Source organism: Streptomyces sp. 2-1 (genome assembly GCF_048564895.1).
GTDB lineage: Bacteria > Actinomycetota > Actinomycetes > Streptomycetales > Streptomycetaceae > Streptomyces > Streptomyces phaeochromogenes.
This window is the reverse complement of sequence record NZ_CP183383.1, coordinates 6,487,552-6,503,883: the sequence shown is the minus strand read 5'-3', so window position 1 is coordinate 6,503,883 and position 16,332 is coordinate 6,487,552. Positions and strand designations below refer to the sequence as shown.

The following is a 16,332-nucleotide window of genomic DNA, read 5'->3' as shown; positions in this document are numbered from 1 at the left end:
TCGAGGAACAGCATGAAGATCCACGACCCATCGACCGTCCTGATTTGGCCCAGCCGAACTGGTCGGCCATATAGGTCCAGGCGTTGCACTGCTCGCGCCAGGCCGGAGGTCTCGATGCCCCTCCGAAGGGTGTGTCGGAGTCGGCGCCCGTAGACCGCCGCGAGCGACTCGGTTGACGTTGTTCCGTCCCAGACAACGTGAGAAGCGCCAGTACGGAGAGCAGCCAGGGCGGCCGACGACGCCTCGTCGCCCCCGCCCAGCAGCCGTTCAAGTTGTTCCCGCTCCATGACCTCACCCCCGTCGGGATCCTGCTGTACAGCAACCAAGTACAGCAGCCCCATGCGCTCGACACAGGCCCTCACGGCCCCTGCTACAGCGTGTATGACCGCTAAGTGCTACAGATCAGAGAGCTTCTGACATCCACAGCTGACATCAACGACGCCGGACGGGGGCGTACACCAGCACCTCCGTCCGGCCGTCGCACCAGTCGCCGATAGCAGCCGGAGCGGACCCGGATCGAACTCCTAAAGCGGGTGTCGCAGGTTCGAATCCTGCCGGGGGCACAACGCGATAGCGCTGACCTGGGGTTTCACGCCCAGGGAGGCATTTCTCGGCCTCGGACTCATCATCCGGGGCCGTTTGCGTGAGCGGGAGGACGTCACCGTCGAGGTGGGGCGGAGGGTCGACCGACCCGAGTCGGGGCGACAGGCCATCAACACCTGGCACCCACACCTGTTCCTGCATGCTCAGGAGGACCACGCCGCGAGGAGTTCCGCCGGGCCGTACGCGGCGTCGAGCCCCGCGCAGTCGGTCCCGCTGCGCGAGAGCGCGATCACAGGCACGGGAGCCGGCGTGAGCGCGGCGCGGTGTCGGTGCAGCGCCGCGAGATCATGCCGGTCGAACGGGGAGTTCTCCAGCCACTTCACCGAGCCGACGAACAACAGTTCCTTGGCGATCGGCGCACGGTCCGCTCCCACGACGTCGATCTCCACATCGTTGGTACGGGTCCAGTAGCCGCCGATGGCGGGGGCGGCGGGGAGGTTCGCGTCGGGCAGCAGCCGTGCCAGCGCCTCGCGCACCAGAGGTTCAACGGCCCTGCCGCGCCAGCTGGTCCAGTTCTCGCGGATGCGCCGCAGCGTCAGGTCGCCCCGGCCCCGCTCGATCTCCTCCATCGCCGGGCCCAGAAGCTTCAGCCAGAAACGGAGGTACGGATCCGCGACCCGGTAGCGACGGTCCTTCGAAGGTCGCGTGGACACGGGAAGCTCCGCCGCGATCACCCGCTTGTCCGTGAGGATCGCCAGCGACCGCTGCAGCGGGGTCGCCCCGATTCCGCCGGCTGCACGGGCGATGTTGGAGAACGTCCGCTCACCGCTGCCGATCGCCGAGAGGACGGTGCGGGCTTGGACCTGCTGGGGGAATTCTGCGGCCAGCGAGCGCTCCGCCGACACCAACAAGGCCGAGACCGGATCGGTGAGTGCTGCCTGCAGGAACTCCCACATCCCAGCGCCGTGCGTCCACTCTGCGCAGATCAGCGGCAGTCCACCGGTGATCAAGGCCGCATCGAAGGCGGAGGCGGCATCAAGGCCCAGCATCTCGCCCACCTCCGCCGGGTTGAGCGGACCCAGCACCATCTCCCGTCCGCGCTGGTGGAACGGGCGTCCATAGTCGTTCAGCGCCTCCATCATCGACAGGTCGGAGCCGATGAGAACCAGAAGAACCGGTTTCGTCTCCAGCACTCGATCCCAGGCCCGCTGAAGCATGCCCTCGAAGGCGCCCTCCGCGTCCATCAAATAGGGCACCTCATCCATGACCACCACGCTCGCTTGGTCGTGCGGCAGTGCCGCCGCCAGTACATCGAAGGCGGCGTCCCAACTCGCCGGGCGGGCCGCGGACAGTAGATTCGCCAGCGGAAGGCTGGATGACTGCGCATCCTGGCTGAGCCGCTCCAGGTCCACCCCCGACGACGCCCCTGTGGCGGCGTAGAAGAGGAACGGCGCACCGGACCTCTCGGCGAATCGCTCCACCAACCGCGACTTCCCCACCCGGCGGCGCCCTCGAAGCATCACGCACCGCCCGGGTCGCTCCCCACCGACCCCGGCCGTCACCTTGCCGAGCTCGCGATCCAGCGTCTCGAGCTCGTGCCGCCTGCCCACGAAATCTGCCATGCCGTTGCCTTCCAGCCCTAACAAACAACGCAGAGACTAACATCAATGTTAGTGACATGCTTGTTAGTAAAATTCAAATGGAAGCTGGGAGATGCCACTGGTGTCGCAGGTTCGAATCATGCCGGGGCACCCAGACCGAAGGCCCCGGACCGATCATGGTCCGGGGCCTTCGGCATCAGCGAGCCACAGGAGTCGCCGGCAGCCAATGGCGACCACCAGCCGCGCGGGCTGACGCTCCTGAACAGGGGAAACTCGACTCACCGGCCCCCGGTAGAACCCGGGCCTGTCGGGTGGGCTTCACGACCTATGGATCCGGCCGGCCACCTGGAACTCAGAGGTCAGGGAGGCCCGTCAGGGAGGCCATCTGGTTGATCATCGTCGGGTTCGCGGCGCCGGAGTAGGCGCGCACCTCGTCCACGGTGCCCTGGAAGTACTCACCGTGGATCGCCGAGCGTCCCACCTGAAGACCGCCCGAGGCCGTCCACGAGGTCGTGTCCACGGCAGTCGACGTGTTGGCCAGCTGCCCGTTCACATAAAAACGGAGCTCATGAGCAGGGGCGTCGAATACGACGGCCAAGTGGTCGCCCACGCCCTGAGGATGGTCATCGGGCAGAGCCTGCTCCTCTGTGATGACCACCTGCGGAGCATTCGCCTCGTCCTCGGTGGACACCACGACTTCCCATTTCCCGCTTGCCGCCCGGTACCGGATCGCGATGCGGTCGGCGTCGGAGCCCGGGAGTGACAGGACGGTCTGTGTCCTGTCGTCGGCTGCGGCCAAGCGAGCGCGGGCAGCGAGAGTGAAACTCCCGTCCCCGCCGACCGGTGCCGCGGATGTCGCCGCCCAGTCACCGTCGCCGTCAAGCCTGAGATCGCCCTGGTCAACCAGTGCGGGATCTCCGAAGATGTCCTCGTTGTGGTAGATCCACGCATCGCCGTTCAACGTCAGCGGCAGACCCTCGGGCTCCACATTGGGAGCGATTCCGCCGGGCGCCTCCTCCAAGGGCCAGTAGCCCTCCCGGCTCGGTGACGTCTCTTCGGCCCGGGCTTCGTGCCCCTGGCCGACCGCGTAGGCGGCGCCAGGGAGCGCACCGAGTGTGAACACGAGCGCGACGGCGCCTGACGCCACAAACGCGGCGCGGTATCTGTCGTACATGACCCCCCTTTAAAGAACCTGGTCAAGATCCTGAGTGATCCTCCAGTCCCACTACCTTCAAGCGCAAGGAGTTCCGACCGTGCAGATCACATTTCGGCCCAGCCTCAAGGCAACCGAGTACGACCAGGCAGAGCGACCGCGCTGAGCTGTGCGTCGGAGCAGGCGGAGGCAGCAACCACCACAGCCAGGCACGACCGCCGCTCAGCTCCACCCAGGTCAGCACACATCAGCTCACACGAGGACGTATCAGGTCACATCAACGAGCGCGGTCACGCACAACCAGCGCCTCTGGAACAGCCGGCCCATGTGGCCAGTGGCTCCGCACCACGTGTCCCGCACGACGAACGTCCATCCTGCGCGCATACGGCCTCAGCCCCCAGCCGACCATGTCGAGCCTCAGCCGATGGCTGACGAGTCGGCAGGCACGCCCGCAGCCAAGCCACCTGCGCCGCCCCAACGCCTACCAAGTCACCGGCAGACCCCGAAGCCCATAAACGATGTTGTTCTCGTTGTACGTGAGTTGGTCCGGTGGCACCGCGAGCCGAAGTGCAGGCAGGCGGTGCAGCAGGGTCGTGAGGATGGTCTGGAGTTCGACCCGGGCCAGGGTCTGGCCCAGGCACTGGTGGGTTCCGTAGCCGAAGGCGACGTGGCGGCGGGCGTCTCGGGTGAGGTCGAGGGTTGTCGGGGCGGTGCCGGTGGTGGTCGTGAAGAGGGGCTCCTCTCGGTTGGCGGTGGAGAGCATGCAGATGACGCCGGCGGCGGCGGGGATCGTCGTGCCGGCCAGCGTCACGGGCTCCGTCGTCGCGCGGCCCAGGCCCAGGTGGATGATCGTGAGGTGGCGGAGGAGTTCCTCGACGGCTCCGCGGATCAGTCCGGGGTCGGCGCGGAGGCGGGCCGCCTGGTCGGGGTGGCGCAGTAGGGCCAGGACGCTGATGGCCGTCATGTTCGCCGTGCTCTCGTGGCCGGTGACCAGGAGCAGGAAGCCGAGCGATGCCGTCTCCTGGGGGGTCAGGTCGTCGCGTGCCGCGAGGCGGCTGAGGATGTCGTCCTCGGGGTGGCGGCGTTTGCGTTCGGCCAGTTCGGCCAGGTAGCCCATCAGGCGGCCGTGAGCCTCTTCGGCCTGCTCCCGTGTCGAGTTGTTGTCCAGCAGCGTGCGGCTGAGCGACTGGAACAGGTCGTGGTCCTCGTACGGCACCCCGAGCATCAGGCAGATGACCAGGGAGGGGACGGGGAGGGCGAAGTCGGCCACCAGGTCCGCCGACGTGCGGCCCTCGGTCATCCGGTCCACCGCCCTGTCGACGATGTCCTGGATACCGGGGCGCAGTTCCTCGATCCGTTTGACCAGGAAGTCCTTGGTCACCATGCGGCGCAGCCGCGCGTGTTCGGGGTCGTCCATGCGGATGAAGCTCGGTTTGGCTGTGGCCAGTTCACGCTGACCGGGAGAGAGGAAGGGGAAACCCGGAGTCCGGGCGTCTGCGCTGAACCTGGGGTCGGCCAGGACCGCCCGTACCTCCTCGTAGCCGGTCACCAGCCAGGCCGCCGTCCCGTCCGGCAGTACGGCACGGGTGACAGCGCCCTCCCGAGCTGCGGCCACGTAGGCGGGAGGCGGATCGAACGGGCAACTCCCGTAGGGGGAGGGGAGGTTGACTGCCGTCGTCGGCATGGGTGTGGGCGTGGGGGACGCGGTGGTGGTCATGGACTGCGCTGTCTCCTGGTGGCGTTCAGGGGGTGTCGACGAGGGTGATGGCACCGCTGGGGCACAGGTCCGCGGCCAGGCGTACGTCGGCCGCGTACCGCTGGTCCGGCTCCGGGACGAGGAGCGTGACGCGTCCGTCCGTCTCGCTCTGCTCGAACACCTCCGGCGCCGCACCGACGCACTGGCCCGCGCTGCAGCAGCGTTCCCTGTCCAGGCGCATGGTGAGGTGCCGCCGCCGTCCGGCCGCGGAGCCGTCGGAGGGAGCCGAGTCGGACGGCGCGGGGTCGGAGGGGGTGCGCAGGACGTTCAGGGCTGTGCACATCGTGGCGGTCTGGCCCGTCAGGACCAGCAGTTCGACCAGCTGCTCCGGGCGTAGTGCGCGGGCCAGCCGGTCCCAAAGCCCGTCGGGGACTGGGGCGTTCGCGGCGAGCAGGTCGCATGCCTGTAGGAGTACGAGTTCCTCCGGCGCCCAGGGATGGGTGTGCGGGTCGGCCGCCGTGGCCTCGATCTCCTCCGCCGTCAGCCCGGCCTGCGCGGCCGGCGTGCGGTGCCGCTCGTACACGTACGCCGCGTCGAGCCGGTGCGCGGTGCGCAGGACGACCAGTTCACGTCGGCGGTGGCCGAGGGTTCCCTCGTGGGTGAGTACGCGCGCGAGGGAGAGCCAGGCGTGGGCCAGGGCCGGGTGGTGGGCGAGGGTGCCGAACAGGTTCTCCCGGCCTGGACCGTCCGCGTGGGAGTCCGCGAGCAGCGACCGCAGGACCGGGGGCCACTCGGACGGCGAGAGGGGAGCAATGCGGGGTGGGGCAGGCGTGTGGAGCATGGGGGAAGCCTTCGCGTTCGTACGTACGGAGTACGGAGTACGGGGTCCGGGCCCGCTTCGGGCACTGGATCCGTGTCAGGGGCTGGGGGCGTGCCTGGGGCTGGGCCCTTGTCAGGCACGGAGTAGGAAGCGGCACCGGCCGGGGTCACATCCGGCACCCGGGTTCGTATCCGGCGCCGAAGCCGCCCGCCCGCGCCAACTCCCCCCACATCACCCACCCTTCACCACCGGCACACCACCACCCCCGCGCTCGCCCCGCTCGCGAAGCCGAACATGCCGACCAGGTCGCCGCGTTGGAGGCGACCGGTGCCGAGGGCGGTGGCCAGTTGGAGGGGGATGGTGTTGGTCGCCACGTTGCCGTGGGTGGGGAAGGTGGCGAGGATCCGGCTCGGGTCGACGCCGACCCAGTCGCAGACGACGCGGGTGAACGGCACCGACGGCTGGTGGACACAGACGAGGTCAAGGTCGTCGCCCTCGACGTCCAACTCCCGTAGTGCTCCCCGTACTTTGTCCGGCAGGCCGTCGAACGAGGCCGCCAACTGCGCGGAGTCGATGCGCAGATGGCCGAGTCGGCGGTGTTGCGCGTACGGGTTGGGCAGTGTCGCTGCCTGCCAGCCCCAGGAGTTGGCGAAGAAGCGGGAGCCGAGGATGCCCGGCCGGTCGCTCGCCTCGACCAGGAGCGCGGAGCCCATGTCGCCGGTGCTGAGGCTGGGCAGTGCGGTCGACACGTCGGCCGGGTCGTCCACCGTCCAGCGGCTCTCGCGGGTACTGACCTCGGCCGTGGCCACCAGCACCCTGCGGTACTGACCGGCCCGGATGAACGCGTCGGCGACCTCCAGCGCGTTGAGGACGCCGTTGCAGGCGTTCTTCAGGTCGAACACGGGGCACCGCAGGCCGAGTTTGTCGGCGACGACGTGGGCGGTGGCCGGCTCCTCCATGTCGGCGAGGATGCCCGCGTACAGGAGCAGGTCGATGCCGGCCGGATCGGTACCGGTGTCCGCCAGCAGGTCGCGTGCCGCGTGGACCGCCAGGTCGGAGGGCTGGTCGTGGTCGTCGGCCACGGTGCGCTCGGCCAGCCCGTACATGCGCTGGAGCACTCCGCGGGACAGCGGGTGGGTGGGGTTGCCCGCGCGGAAGCGGTCTTCCACCGCGGTCACGCTCTGCCGCCCCTCGGGGATGTGGACGGCCGCGTGAACGATGGTGCTGTGAACGGTCAATTGGTCATTCCTCGGTGAAGAGCAGCACGACGTTGTGCCCGCCGAACCCGAAGGACTGACTCACGGCGGCCCGGACGCGCTGGGCGCGGGGCTGGCCCGTCACACAGTCCAGGTCGAAGGCGAGGTTGCCGGGCGTGAGGTTGGCGATCGGCGGCACGGTGGAGTGCCTGATGGTCAGTGCCGTCAGCGCCGCCTCGATCGCGCCCGCGGCACCGAGACTGTGCCCGAGGACCCCCTTGGCGGCGGTGACGCTGGGCCGGTGCGGGAGCACGCGGCCGATCATCTCCGCCTCGGTCAGGTCGTTGAGGGGCGTCGAGGTGCCGTGGGCGTTGACGTGGTCGACGTCCGCGGGACACAGGTCCGCCTCCGCGAGCGCCGCCCGCAGCGCGGTCTCGGCGTGAACTCCGCCGGGGGACGGGGCAGTTGGGTGGTACGCGTCCGAGGTGAGGCCGGTGCCCGCGAGCTGGGCGTAGGCGCGTCGGCCGCGCGCCCGGGCGTCCTCCGGCCGTTCCAGTACGAGTACGGCGGCGCCCTCGGAGATCACGAAGCCGTCCCGGTCCGCGGCGAAGGGCCGTGAGGCCGCCCCGGGGTCGCCGGTGCGGGACGAGAGCGCCCCCATCCGCTGGAAGCCGGACGTGATCACCGGGGTGACGGCGGCCTCCGCACCTCCCGCGATCGCGATGTCGCACAGCCCGGCCAGGAGCAGCTGGCGTGCCGTGGCCAGGGCGCTGGCCCCGGAGGCGCACGCGGTCTCCGTGGCCAGCGACGGGCCGCGGGCGCCCAGGTCCAGCAGCACCTCGCCCGCCGCCATGTTGGGGATCAGCATGGGCACGAGCGCGGGAGAGACCAGTTCGGGTCCTCCGTGGTGGTGGCGGAGGGTCTGGTCCTCCAGGTGCGCGGCGCCGGCCAGACCCGAACCGATCACCACGGCGACCCGCGAGCCGTCCCACCCGGTGGGGTCGAGGCCCGCGTCGGAGACCGCCTCGCGCGCCGCGAGTACGGCGAGCCGGGTGAAGTGGCCCATGCGCCAGGCCTTGCCGCCGCCGATGCGGGCCTGCTCCGGCGTCATCGCCGGAACGCGGCAGGAGAAGTCGACCGCGCATTCCTTGAGTTCGGGGTCCGCCGTCGCGACGGAACGGCCGCGCAGAATCCCCACCCATGTGGACTCCCGGCCCACACCGGCCGGGGTGATCAGCCCCAGACCGGTCACGGAGACGGGCGAACGCAGGGTTGGCAGGGATGGCGGAGCGGTCATCGGGCCCGCCATCAGGCCCGCTTGGCGTTCAGCGCGGCGACGAGCTCACCGACCGTGCTGTGCTTGGCCGCCTCGTCCTCCTCCACGGGGACACCCAGCTCCTCCTGGAGCGCCAGGGCGAGTTCGGCCAGGGCGAGGGAGTCGAGGTCGAGACTTTCCAGGGTGGCTTCCGGGCGGATGCTCTCGGGGCTGACCTCGAACTTCTGCGTCAGTACGGCGGTTACGGCGGTCTGGGCGGGGGACATGGACGTTCCTTTCAACGGGAGTAGCGGGGTCGATGGCCTTGGGGACATGGAGGCATGGGCCGATGGACGGGGTCTGAGGGCGAGGGGGGAGGGTGAGGGCGACAGGCAGGGGCACCCCGGTGGCAGACAGGGGCAGTCGGTGACAGACAGGGGCAGACGGGGTGTCGGACGATCGGGCGATCGGGCGGCCTACGCAGGCGAGGCGACACCGTCCACATGCGGCACAGGCGGCAGCTCCGGCCACAGCAGGGCGGCCGAACCCCAGGTGAGCCCGGCCCCGAAGGCCGTCAGCAGTACGCGCTGTCCGCCGCGCAGTTCGCCGCGGGCCGCGGCGTCGGCCAGGGCCAGGGGAATGGAGGCGGCGCCGGTGTTCCCGACGCGCTCGATGTTGGTGATGTGCCGGTGGGCGGGTACGGGGATGCGGGCCCCGACGGCGGACAGGATCCGCGCGTTGGCCTGGTGGGCGCAGAAGTGGTCGACGTCCTCGGCCGACCAGTCCGCGTGCTTGAGTACGGTCCGGGCGGACTGGGACATGCGCGTGACCGCGTGCTGGAACACCTCGCGCCCCTGCATACGGAAGTAGCGGTCGTCCGGGCCGTAGTCGTCGGGACGGGCGCGCTCCAGTGCGCCGCCGCCGGGCACCTGGATGAGGGTGTCGCCTGAGCCGTCGCTGCCGAGGTCGAAGGCCACGAGGCTGCCCGGCTCGCCCTCGGTTCCGCGCCGCAGTACGGCCGCGGCGGCGCCGTCCGCGAACACGATTCCGGCGGAACGGTCCTGCGGGGCGATGAGGGTCGAGTACACCTCGGCGGCGACCAGCAGCACGCGGTCGGCACAGCCGGAGGCCAGGGCGCCGGCCGCGGTGGCGAGCCCGTAGACGAATCCGCTGCACGCGGCGGACACGTCCCACGCTGCCGCCCCGCCGAGGCCGAGTCCGGTGGCCAGCCGGGGTGCCATGGCCGGCATCGGCCGGTCGGGGGTCGAGGTGGCGACGACGACGGCGTCCACCAGCGGACGACCGGCGACGGTCAGTGCCTTGCGGGCGGCCTCCAGTGCGAGATCGCCGGTGGCCACGCCGGGGGCGGCCCAGCGTCGCTCGCCGATGCCGCTGCGTCTGCGCACCCAGGCGTCGTCGACACCCCACGCGACGGGCAGGTCGTCGTTGGCCACCGTGCGCGGCGGAACGAAACCTGCGATGCCTTCGAGAACAGCCACTGTCACCGGGTGGCTCCACCGCGTCCGGCCGACAGCAGTGTCGTCAAGAAGGGTTCCGCGCAAGGGAATTGGAAGGTCACACAGGCCTCGATGGAGAGTGATCTTGAACGAGCGGCACGACTTTAGATCGGATCAAGATCACGCCGAGCCGCGACACGATCCGAACTGATGAGCCCTCCACCCCGACTGGCCGAAAAGTGCCAGCTCAGTGGCCGGAATGCAGAAACGTCACGGCCGTTGCGCCATTTGTTTGTCACTCGAAAGACGTCGACAGTGGGCGACCGTTCGAGAGCTGCCGGGTTGCGCCCCCCTGGTATGTCAGCTCGTGCTGCTTGGTGTGCTCTCCTCGGCGTCGAGCTGGTGGTCCGCCCAGATGTAGCTTTCGGGGAGCAGGGCGGTGACGGGTACCGTCCGGAGGTCGTCGTTCGTTCCGACGATGACCTGGAGTGCCGGGAAGTAGTCGAGAAGGACCTGGCGGCAGCGGCCGCACGGGGGCACGACGCCTCGGTCGCGGTCGCCCACGGCGACGATGGTGTCCAGGTCGTAGGCCCCCTGGGCGGCAGCGGTGCCGATCAGGACCAGCTCCGCGCAGGGGCCTCCGGTGAAGTGGTAGGCGTTCACCGCGGTCACGATCCGGCCGTCGCGGGTGCGGGCCGCGGCGGCCATGGTGTGGTTGTCGCCCCGGCAGCGGGTGGCCGCGATGTGGGCCGCTGCCTGGATCAGTTCGTGGTCGACACGGTCGTCACGGTCGTCGGTCTGTGGGGTCATCTTCTCTGCCTCTATGCCTTCATGCGGTGTCGCACCACAGCCGTGCCGGATCGAGTGGGGAAGCACGGTGAACCGGCAGACCCCGTCATCCCCTCCGCCCCAAAAGCGGCTCGTCGAACAGGTTGAGTTCGTCGGTGGTCGGGGCCTCGAAGAGTTCTGCGTACGGCTCAAGCATCTCGCGAGTGATCTGGGCCGTCCCCCGCTCGCCCTTCTCGTTGCGGGCTTCGAGGCGGCGGCACAACTCGTCGATCGGCGCTGCCAGGTAGTGCAGTTCGACGTGGGCGCCGAGGGCGCGGGCGCCCAGGCGTTTCTCGTCCCGCTCGGTGCGTGACCAGAAGCCGAACTCCAGGATGACGCTCTGCCCTAGCTTCAACAGTTCCTGGGCATGCTGGGAGAACCGCTTCTCAAGGCGGTCGCGTGCCTGCACGTCGAACAGGTCGATGCCGAGGTCCGCCAGCCATTCGTCCGGGCAGAGGCGTACGGCCGGAATCTCGTCCGCCAGGCGCTTGGCCAGCGTTGTCTTCCCGGAGCCCGGGAGTCCGCACAGCAGAATCAGGCTCGGCTCGTGTCCCGCGTCCACCAGGTTCCTCCACAGCGCCTCGGGATCGTCCCAACGCCGCACATGCTGACGCAGCCGAGCCGGGCCATGGAAATGGATTTCAGCTATTGGGCTATTCGGCTATACGGACGCTCAGTGCTTCAGCCGGATATCTGGTCAGGCCGGTGCTTCTCGCCGTTCAGTGCGTTGCTGATCTCCAGAAGGCGTCCCTCGGGCATGGCGAAAGCATTGTGAGGGTTTCGGTAGGAATGGCCGCCGTCGTTGATCCGGATGCCGTCCGCCGACCTCCAGTGCGCAGGCGCCCATTGCCCCTGCTTCTCAAGAAGCATCCTCGCCACTTCGGCGGGCTCCTCGATCAAGGTGAGGGCAGTAAGAGCGGCTGTCAGGGCAACGGGCGCGTCGTCGGGGAGTTGCGCGTCCCCGAGGGTCGGGAACATGAGCAGGAGGCGGGCGTCGGAATCGTCGACGCCCTCCGCTGCCGGCTGTCCAGCCGCGGACAGCAGCTCCGGCCATGCCGTACCGGGTCCCATGAAGTGACCGTCGTCCACGGCGAGGGTTTCCGCCTCGGACCAGGTCGGGTGGTGAATGAGGTAGTCCACCCCTCGGTCGCCCTCGAAGTTTCGGTAGACGACATGGATGGTGTGACCGGAGCGCAGGGGGAGGCTGAACACCGGCCACGCGTGCGCGGCGGAGAGCCTGCGGTTCAGCTCGACGGCCGCGTCCCAGTCCGCGCCGAACGCCGCTCGTTGCGCGTCCTCTCCACGCAGGCAGGTACCGAGGTGCACCGGCCAGAACAACGAATCGTCCAGGTAGGCGATGCCCTCGACCAGAGGGCCGTGTTCGTATCCGGGGATCTTCAGCACGCAAGGATGATGACCGGCTGACCGCTCAGCTGTCATCACCAGCCCGGCCCGGAGCAGATCAGACCAACTCAGGCTGTCGGTCCGGCTGTCGCGGCGGAGCCGCCCTCGGCTCCCACAGTGCCGCAACCCTCACGTAGCCGTAGATCACCGACGTCATCGCCAGGATGAGGAGGGGTCCGTACAGCCACGGGTGCCTGGCCATCTCCAACGGCAGGTAGCGGTACGACAGCAGGAGTGCGGCGAAGACAGTCGTGCCGTAGGCGACCAGTTGGAGACCCGGGCGGTCCCAGCCGCGGTCGGACGAGCGCAGTGCCGCCTCGATCGTGAGGGTGAACACCACGCCGGCGATGAGGTCCACGCCGTAGTGGTAGCCGAATCCCAGGGTCGCGCCGAGCGTGGCCACCAGCCAGAACGTGCCCGCGTATCGCAGGATCCGCGGGCCCTTCCGGGAGTGGATGAAGATCGCGGTGGCCCATGCCGTGTGCAGGCTGGGCATGCAGTTGCGTGGGGTGATCTCGTCGAACGGCATGGGGTGCGGGGTACTGATCGGCGGCAGGGTCCGCGGCCACAGGTCGGCCACCGCCCATTGGCTGCTGGGCGGCGCCTCCGGCCACAGGCCGACCGACGACCAGTGCTCGACGCCGGTGCCGTAGGCGAAGACCGGTCCGACCACCGGGAAGATCATGTAGGTGGCGGGCCCGAGGAGACCGATCACCAGGAACGTACGCACCAGATGGTGGCGCGGGAAGCGGCGCTCGGCCGCCACGTTGCGCAGCTGGTACAGCGCGACGACGACCGCGGCCACCGCGAGCTGGCCGTAGACGATGTTGAGGAGATTGGAGCCGATCGGGCCGGTGGCCGCGACCATCCGGCCCACCAGCCACGACGGGTTGCCCAGTGCGTGATCGGCGGTCGCCACGTACTGGTCGAGCACCCCTGGGCGGGTCCTGGAGGTGATGAGCAGCCAGGTGTCGCCGGTCTTGCGGCCCGCCACCAGCAGCAGGGCCAGCCCGACGCCCTTCAGCAGCAGGGCGCGTTCCCGGCCGGTGCGGCGGGTGACGGCGATGACCGCGCCGCCCAGGATCACCCACAACGCGCCGTTGCCGAAGGGGTGGCCGTCGGTCACCTTGGCGTCCGCCGCCCACCGGACCAGCCAGAAGGCGAGGTCGATACCGATGGCGGCGCCGAGCGCGATGAACCGTTGCCGCCAGGTGAGTACCACCATCATCAGCGCCATACCGGCGTACAGCAGGAAGCCGGATTTGGGGGCGAATATCGCCTCCCGCGCCTGGTTGGTGATCGGGCCCGGCTCGCCGTAGTGGCGTGCGGCGAACTCCAGCGCTATGAGGAATCCGAGGCCCACGACAGCCGCCGCGGCCCAGAGTCCCGCCCGGGGCCCACGCCGCACTGAAAGCGTGATTCTGCTTCTTTTTCGCGCAGAATCACGCCAGGTTATGTGTCTCAATTTTCAGCCGATTTAATAGATTTTGAGATTGTGGTCAACGGGCAGAGTGTTCCTGTCGGGGCCGCGTCCTCCCTCATGGAGAACAGCCCGCCCGACGAAGGAAGACGGAAGGATCACGGTCCGGGTTCCGCCCAACCCGGACCGCGCCGACAGCTGTGTGTCCTCACATCTGTTGCAGGCGGTGCGCGCTGAGGGCCAGGACCACCAGGGCCGCGTCCTCGGGGCGCCTGGGGTCGCGGCCGGTCAGTTCGGCGAAGCGGTTGAGGCGCTGCTGGATCGTGTTGCGGTGGCAGTACAGGGCGGCGGCCGTGTCGGCGATGGAGCCCGTGCCCGACAGGTGGACCTGGACGGTTTCCAGGAGGCGGTCCGCCTCCGCCGTGGAGACCGGGGGAACTCCCGTGTGCAGCCCGCCGAACACGTCGGCCGCCAAATCGCGGCCGAGGTCGCCGGCCCGGTGGACCAGGACGTCGAGCCAACTGTCCTCCAGCCGGTGCGGCTCCGTGGCGTCGGGCGGCAGCACGCGGGCCGTGGCGGTCGCCAGTGTCACCGCGCGCGGCACCTCGGTCAGCCCGGCCACCGCGGAGGAGACCCCGCACGGCGTCCCCTCAAGCTGTGCCAGCACCGCTTCCCGGGTCAGCCGGGAGCTCAGCTGAACGACCAGGACCATGTCCGAGGCGACCGCCTGCTGCTGCAGCGGGGCACCGAGGACGCGGAGCGCGTTCGCGACCCCGCGCAGCGACGCCTCGCCGCCGCCGGGCGCGACCGCGCACAGGAAGTGCCCGGACGCCTGGAATCCGAGAGCCCGCGCCGCGTCCTGCACCACGGTGGGATTGCGGCCGCCGCTGTCCAGGAGCCGGCCGAACCACAGCCGCCGCTCGTCCTCCGTCCGCCGCCCCATCTCCAGGACCGTGCGCTGGTAGGCGGTCATGATGCCGGTGACGTGGTGCTCGACCGCCTCCCACACGTAGTAGGCGGAGGTGACCAGCTGCGCCCTGCCCTCGTCCCCCGCGCGCCGCACCAGGGCGGCCCAGACGACCCTGAAGTCCACACGGGCGGCCTGCAGCAGCGCGTCCAGCGGAACGCCCTGCCGGGCGCGCTGTTCGCCGACCCGCGCGGAGACACCGGCGACATGCTCCGGCACCGGCAGCCGCGCCACCGTACGCAGCAGGAGTTCGAAGGCCTGCCAGGCGCTGTCACGGAACTCCTGCGGCGAGACCATCTCCGAGTAGGAGGCCCGGACCGGCCCCACGTACTCGGCCCACTCGTCGACCAGGCTGTCGATCTCCTCCAGACACTGGCGCGCCAGAGCGACGACGTGCGGGTCCGGCGGGGGCAGGGCCGAGTGCGGCGAGTCCGGGGTCGGAGGCGGGGTGCTCATGGGCTCCATCGTGCCTCGTCCTCAGCCGGCGGAGACCAGGGAGTCGCCCCACCTGATCTGCCTATCCCGCCTCTCCCCGTACGCGTATGACCTTCCGGTTCACGAACTCGGCCATGCCGTACGCGCCCAACTCCCGCCCCACGCCTGACAGTTTGACCCCGCCGAAGGGGAGGTCCTCCTGGGTTCCGGAGGGGCCGTTGATCGAGACCATGCCGACGTCGAGCGCGTCGGCGACCGCCTTCGCGGCGGCGAGGTCGCGGCCGAACACGACACTGCCGAGGCCGTACGGGGTGTCGTTGGCGAGGCGGACCGCCGCCGCGGTGTCGGGGACGCGGTGGACGACCGCGACCGGGCCGAAGATCTCCTCCCGGTACGCGCGCATGCCGGGGGTGACACCGGTGAGGACGGTCGGTTCGACGAAGGCGCCCTCGCGGGCCGGGCGCCTGCCTCCGGTGACCGCCGTCGCGCCCCGCTCCACCGCGTCGTCCACCTGCGCGATCACGGTCCGGGCGGCCTCCTCGGAGGAGAGGGGGCCGAAGGAGACGCCGTCGTCGGTGGGGTCGCCGACGGTCAGGGCCCGCACCGCCTCGGTGAAGGCCTCCAGGAAACGGTCGTAGACGGAGTCGACCACGATGAACCGCTTCGAGGCGGTGCACGCCTGGCCCGCGTTGCCCATCCGGCCCTCGACGGCCGCGCCGACGGCGGCCTCCAGGTCGGCGTCGGGCAACACGACGAAGGGGTCGGAGCCGCCGAGTTCGAGGACGTACTTCTTGAGGTGGCGGCCCGCGATCTCGCCCACCGCACGCCCGGCCCGTTCCGAGCCCGTGAGCGAGACGCCCTGGACCCGCGGGTCCGCGATGACACGGGCGACCTGGTCGTTCGTCGCGTACACGTTGATGTACGCGCCTGCCGGGAGCCCGGCCGCCCTCATCATGTCCTCGATGGCCTGCGCCGACTCGGGGCAGCTCGGGGCGTGCTTGAGGACGACGGTGTTGCCGAGCACGAGGTTCGGGGCCGCGAACCGGGCGACCTGGTAGTACGGGTAGTTCCACGGCATCACGCCGAGCAGCGCGCCGAGCGGTTCGGACCGTACGACCACGTCGTCGCCGCCGCGGATGTCGAGCCGCTGGTCCGCGGCGAAGTCGGGGCCGTGCTCCGCGTAGTACGCGAAGATCGCCGCCGACAGGTCCACCTCGCCCAGGGCCTCGCGGGTGGTCTTGCCCATCTCGCGGGTGATGATCGCGGCCAGTTCGTCGCGCCGCTTCTCGAACTCGCGGGACACGGCGAGGACGAGATCGGCGCGCTCCTTGACCGGGCGTCGCCGCCAGTCGGCGAACTCGTCCGCCGCGGACGAGACCGCGCGGTCTACGACGGCGTCGTCCGATGTCGGATACCGCCGCACGAGGGTGTTGGTGGCCGGGTCGACGATCTTGTATTGCGACTCGGGCTTCGACTCGGGCTTCGTCTCGTACTTCGACTCGGGCTTTGTCTCGTGTTCCGTCACGTGCTTCATCCCTTGCTGGGGTCTCGTTGTCG

14 protein-coding genes are annotated in these 16,332 nt (G+C 69.9%); all 14 read right to left on the bottom strand.

The window, feature by feature from the left end; translation table 11 throughout:
• Window positions 1-746: 746 nt before the first annotated feature.
• Complete coding sequence (locus ACN20J_RS28855) at window positions 747-2,165, bottom strand: ATP-binding protein (protein WP_419667142.1); 1,419 nt, start codon at window positions 2,163-2,165, stop codon at window positions 747-749.
• Between the two features lie 331 nt (window positions 2,166-2,496).
• Window positions 2,497-3,318, bottom strand: a complete 822-nt coding sequence (locus ACN20J_RS28850) for a LamG domain-containing protein (RefSeq protein ID WP_419667141.1) — start codon at window positions 3,316-3,318, stop codon at window positions 2,497-2,499.
• A gap of 460 nt (window positions 3,319-3,778) precedes the next feature.
• The gene (locus ACN20J_RS28845) at window positions 3,779-5,014 is read right to left on the bottom strand and encodes a cytochrome P450 (RefSeq protein WP_419667140.1); all 1,236 of its coding nucleotides are present in this window, start codon (window positions 5,012-5,014) and stop codon (window positions 3,779-3,781) included.
• A 25-nt stretch (window positions 5,015-5,039) separates the two neighbouring features.
• Window positions 5,040-5,834, bottom strand: coding sequence for a ferredoxin (locus ACN20J_RS28840; protein ID WP_419667139.1), 795 nt, complete (start codon window positions 5,832-5,834; stop codon window positions 5,040-5,042).
• 221 nt (window positions 5,835-6,055) lie between these two features.
• Window positions 6,056-7,051: a 3-oxoacyl-ACP synthase III family protein gene (locus tag ACN20J_RS28835; RefSeq protein WP_189837016.1), complete on the bottom strand. Its 996-nt coding sequence runs from the start codon at window positions 7,049-7,051 to the stop codon at window positions 6,056-6,058.
• Window positions 7,052-7,055: 4 nt separating this feature from the next.
• Window positions 7,056-8,306 (bottom strand): beta-ketoacyl-[acyl-carrier-protein] synthase family protein, encoded by a 1,251-nt coding sequence (locus tag ACN20J_RS28830; protein WP_419667138.1) that lies wholly within the window; start codon window positions 8,304-8,306, stop codon window positions 7,056-7,058.
• A gap of 11 nt (window positions 8,307-8,317) precedes the next feature.
• Complete coding sequence (locus ACN20J_RS28825; protein ID WP_055618755.1) at window positions 8,318-8,551, bottom strand: acyl carrier protein; 234 nt, start codon at window positions 8,549-8,551, stop codon at window positions 8,318-8,320.
• A 189-nt stretch (window positions 8,552-8,740) separates the two neighbouring features.
• Window positions 8,741-9,769, bottom strand: coding sequence for a beta-ketoacyl-ACP synthase 3 (locus ACN20J_RS28820; RefSeq protein WP_361916513.1), 1,029 nt, complete (start codon window positions 9,767-9,769; stop codon window positions 8,741-8,743).
• A gap of 312 nt (window positions 9,770-10,081) precedes the next feature.
• The gene (locus ACN20J_RS28815) at window positions 10,082-10,531 is read right to left on the bottom strand and encodes a cytidine deaminase (RefSeq protein ID WP_419667137.1); all 450 of its coding nucleotides are present in this window, start codon (window positions 10,529-10,531) and stop codon (window positions 10,082-10,084) included.
• 85 nt (window positions 10,532-10,616) lie between these two features.
• On the bottom strand, window positions 10,617-11,111 hold the full coding sequence (locus tag ACN20J_RS28810) for an AAA family ATPase (RefSeq protein WP_419667136.1): 495 nt from the start codon (window positions 11,109-11,111) through the stop codon (window positions 10,617-10,619).
• 119 nt (window positions 11,112-11,230) lie between these two features.
• Window positions 11,231-11,953 (bottom strand): hypothetical protein, encoded by a 723-nt coding sequence (locus ACN20J_RS28805; protein ID WP_419667135.1) that lies wholly within the window; start codon window positions 11,951-11,953, stop codon window positions 11,231-11,233.
• A gap of 58 nt (window positions 11,954-12,011) precedes the next feature.
• Window positions 12,012-13,361, bottom strand: a complete 1,350-nt coding sequence (locus ACN20J_RS28800; protein WP_419667134.1) for a phosphatase PAP2 family protein — start codon at window positions 13,359-13,361, stop codon at window positions 12,012-12,014.
• Window positions 13,362-13,581: 220 nt separating this feature from the next.
• The gene (locus tag ACN20J_RS28795) at window positions 13,582-14,796 is read right to left on the bottom strand and encodes a PucR family transcriptional regulator (protein WP_419667133.1); all 1,215 of its coding nucleotides are present in this window, start codon (window positions 14,794-14,796) and stop codon (window positions 13,582-13,584) included.
• A 61-nt stretch (window positions 14,797-14,857) separates the two neighbouring features.
• Window positions 14,858-16,225 carry an NAD-dependent succinate-semialdehyde dehydrogenase gene (locus ACN20J_RS28790; RefSeq protein WP_419668978.1) on the bottom strand — a complete coding sequence of 456 codons (1,368 nt, stop codon included), beginning with the start codon at window positions 16,223-16,225 and terminating at the stop codon, window positions 14,858-14,860.
• Window positions 16,226-16,332 lie beyond the last annotated feature (107 nt).

Coding starts and splice junctions, on each gene's coding strand:
- ACN20J_RS28795 (WP_419667133.1), bottom strand. CDS start 14,796: ATGAGCACCCCGCCTCCGACCCCGGACTCGCCGCACTCGGCCCTGCCC.
- ACN20J_RS28830 (WP_419667138.1), bottom strand. CDS start 8,306: ATGACCGCTCCGCCATCCCTGCCAACCCTGCGTTCGCCCGTCTCCGTG.
- ACN20J_RS28840 (WP_419667139.1), bottom strand. CDS start 5,834: ATGCTCCACACGCCTGCCCCACCCCGCATTGCTCCCCTCTCGCCGTCC.
- ACN20J_RS28845 (WP_419667140.1), bottom strand. CDS start 5,014: ATGACCACCACCGCGTCCCCCACGCCCACACCCATGCCGACGACGGCA.
- ACN20J_RS28855 (WP_419667142.1), bottom strand. CDS start 2,165: ATGGCAGATTTCGTGGGCAGGCGGCACGAGCTCGAGACGCTGGATCGC.
- ACN20J_RS28850 (WP_419667141.1), bottom strand. CDS start 3,318: ATGTACGACAGATACCGCGCCGCGTTTGTGGCGTCAGGCGCCGTCGCG.
- ACN20J_RS28825 (WP_055618755.1), bottom strand. CDS start 8,551: ATGTCCCCCGCCCAGACCGCCGTAACCGCCGTACTGACGCAGAAGTTC.
- ACN20J_RS28815 (WP_419667137.1), bottom strand. CDS start 10,531: ATGACCCCACAGACCGACGACCGTGACGACCGTGTCGACCACGAACTG.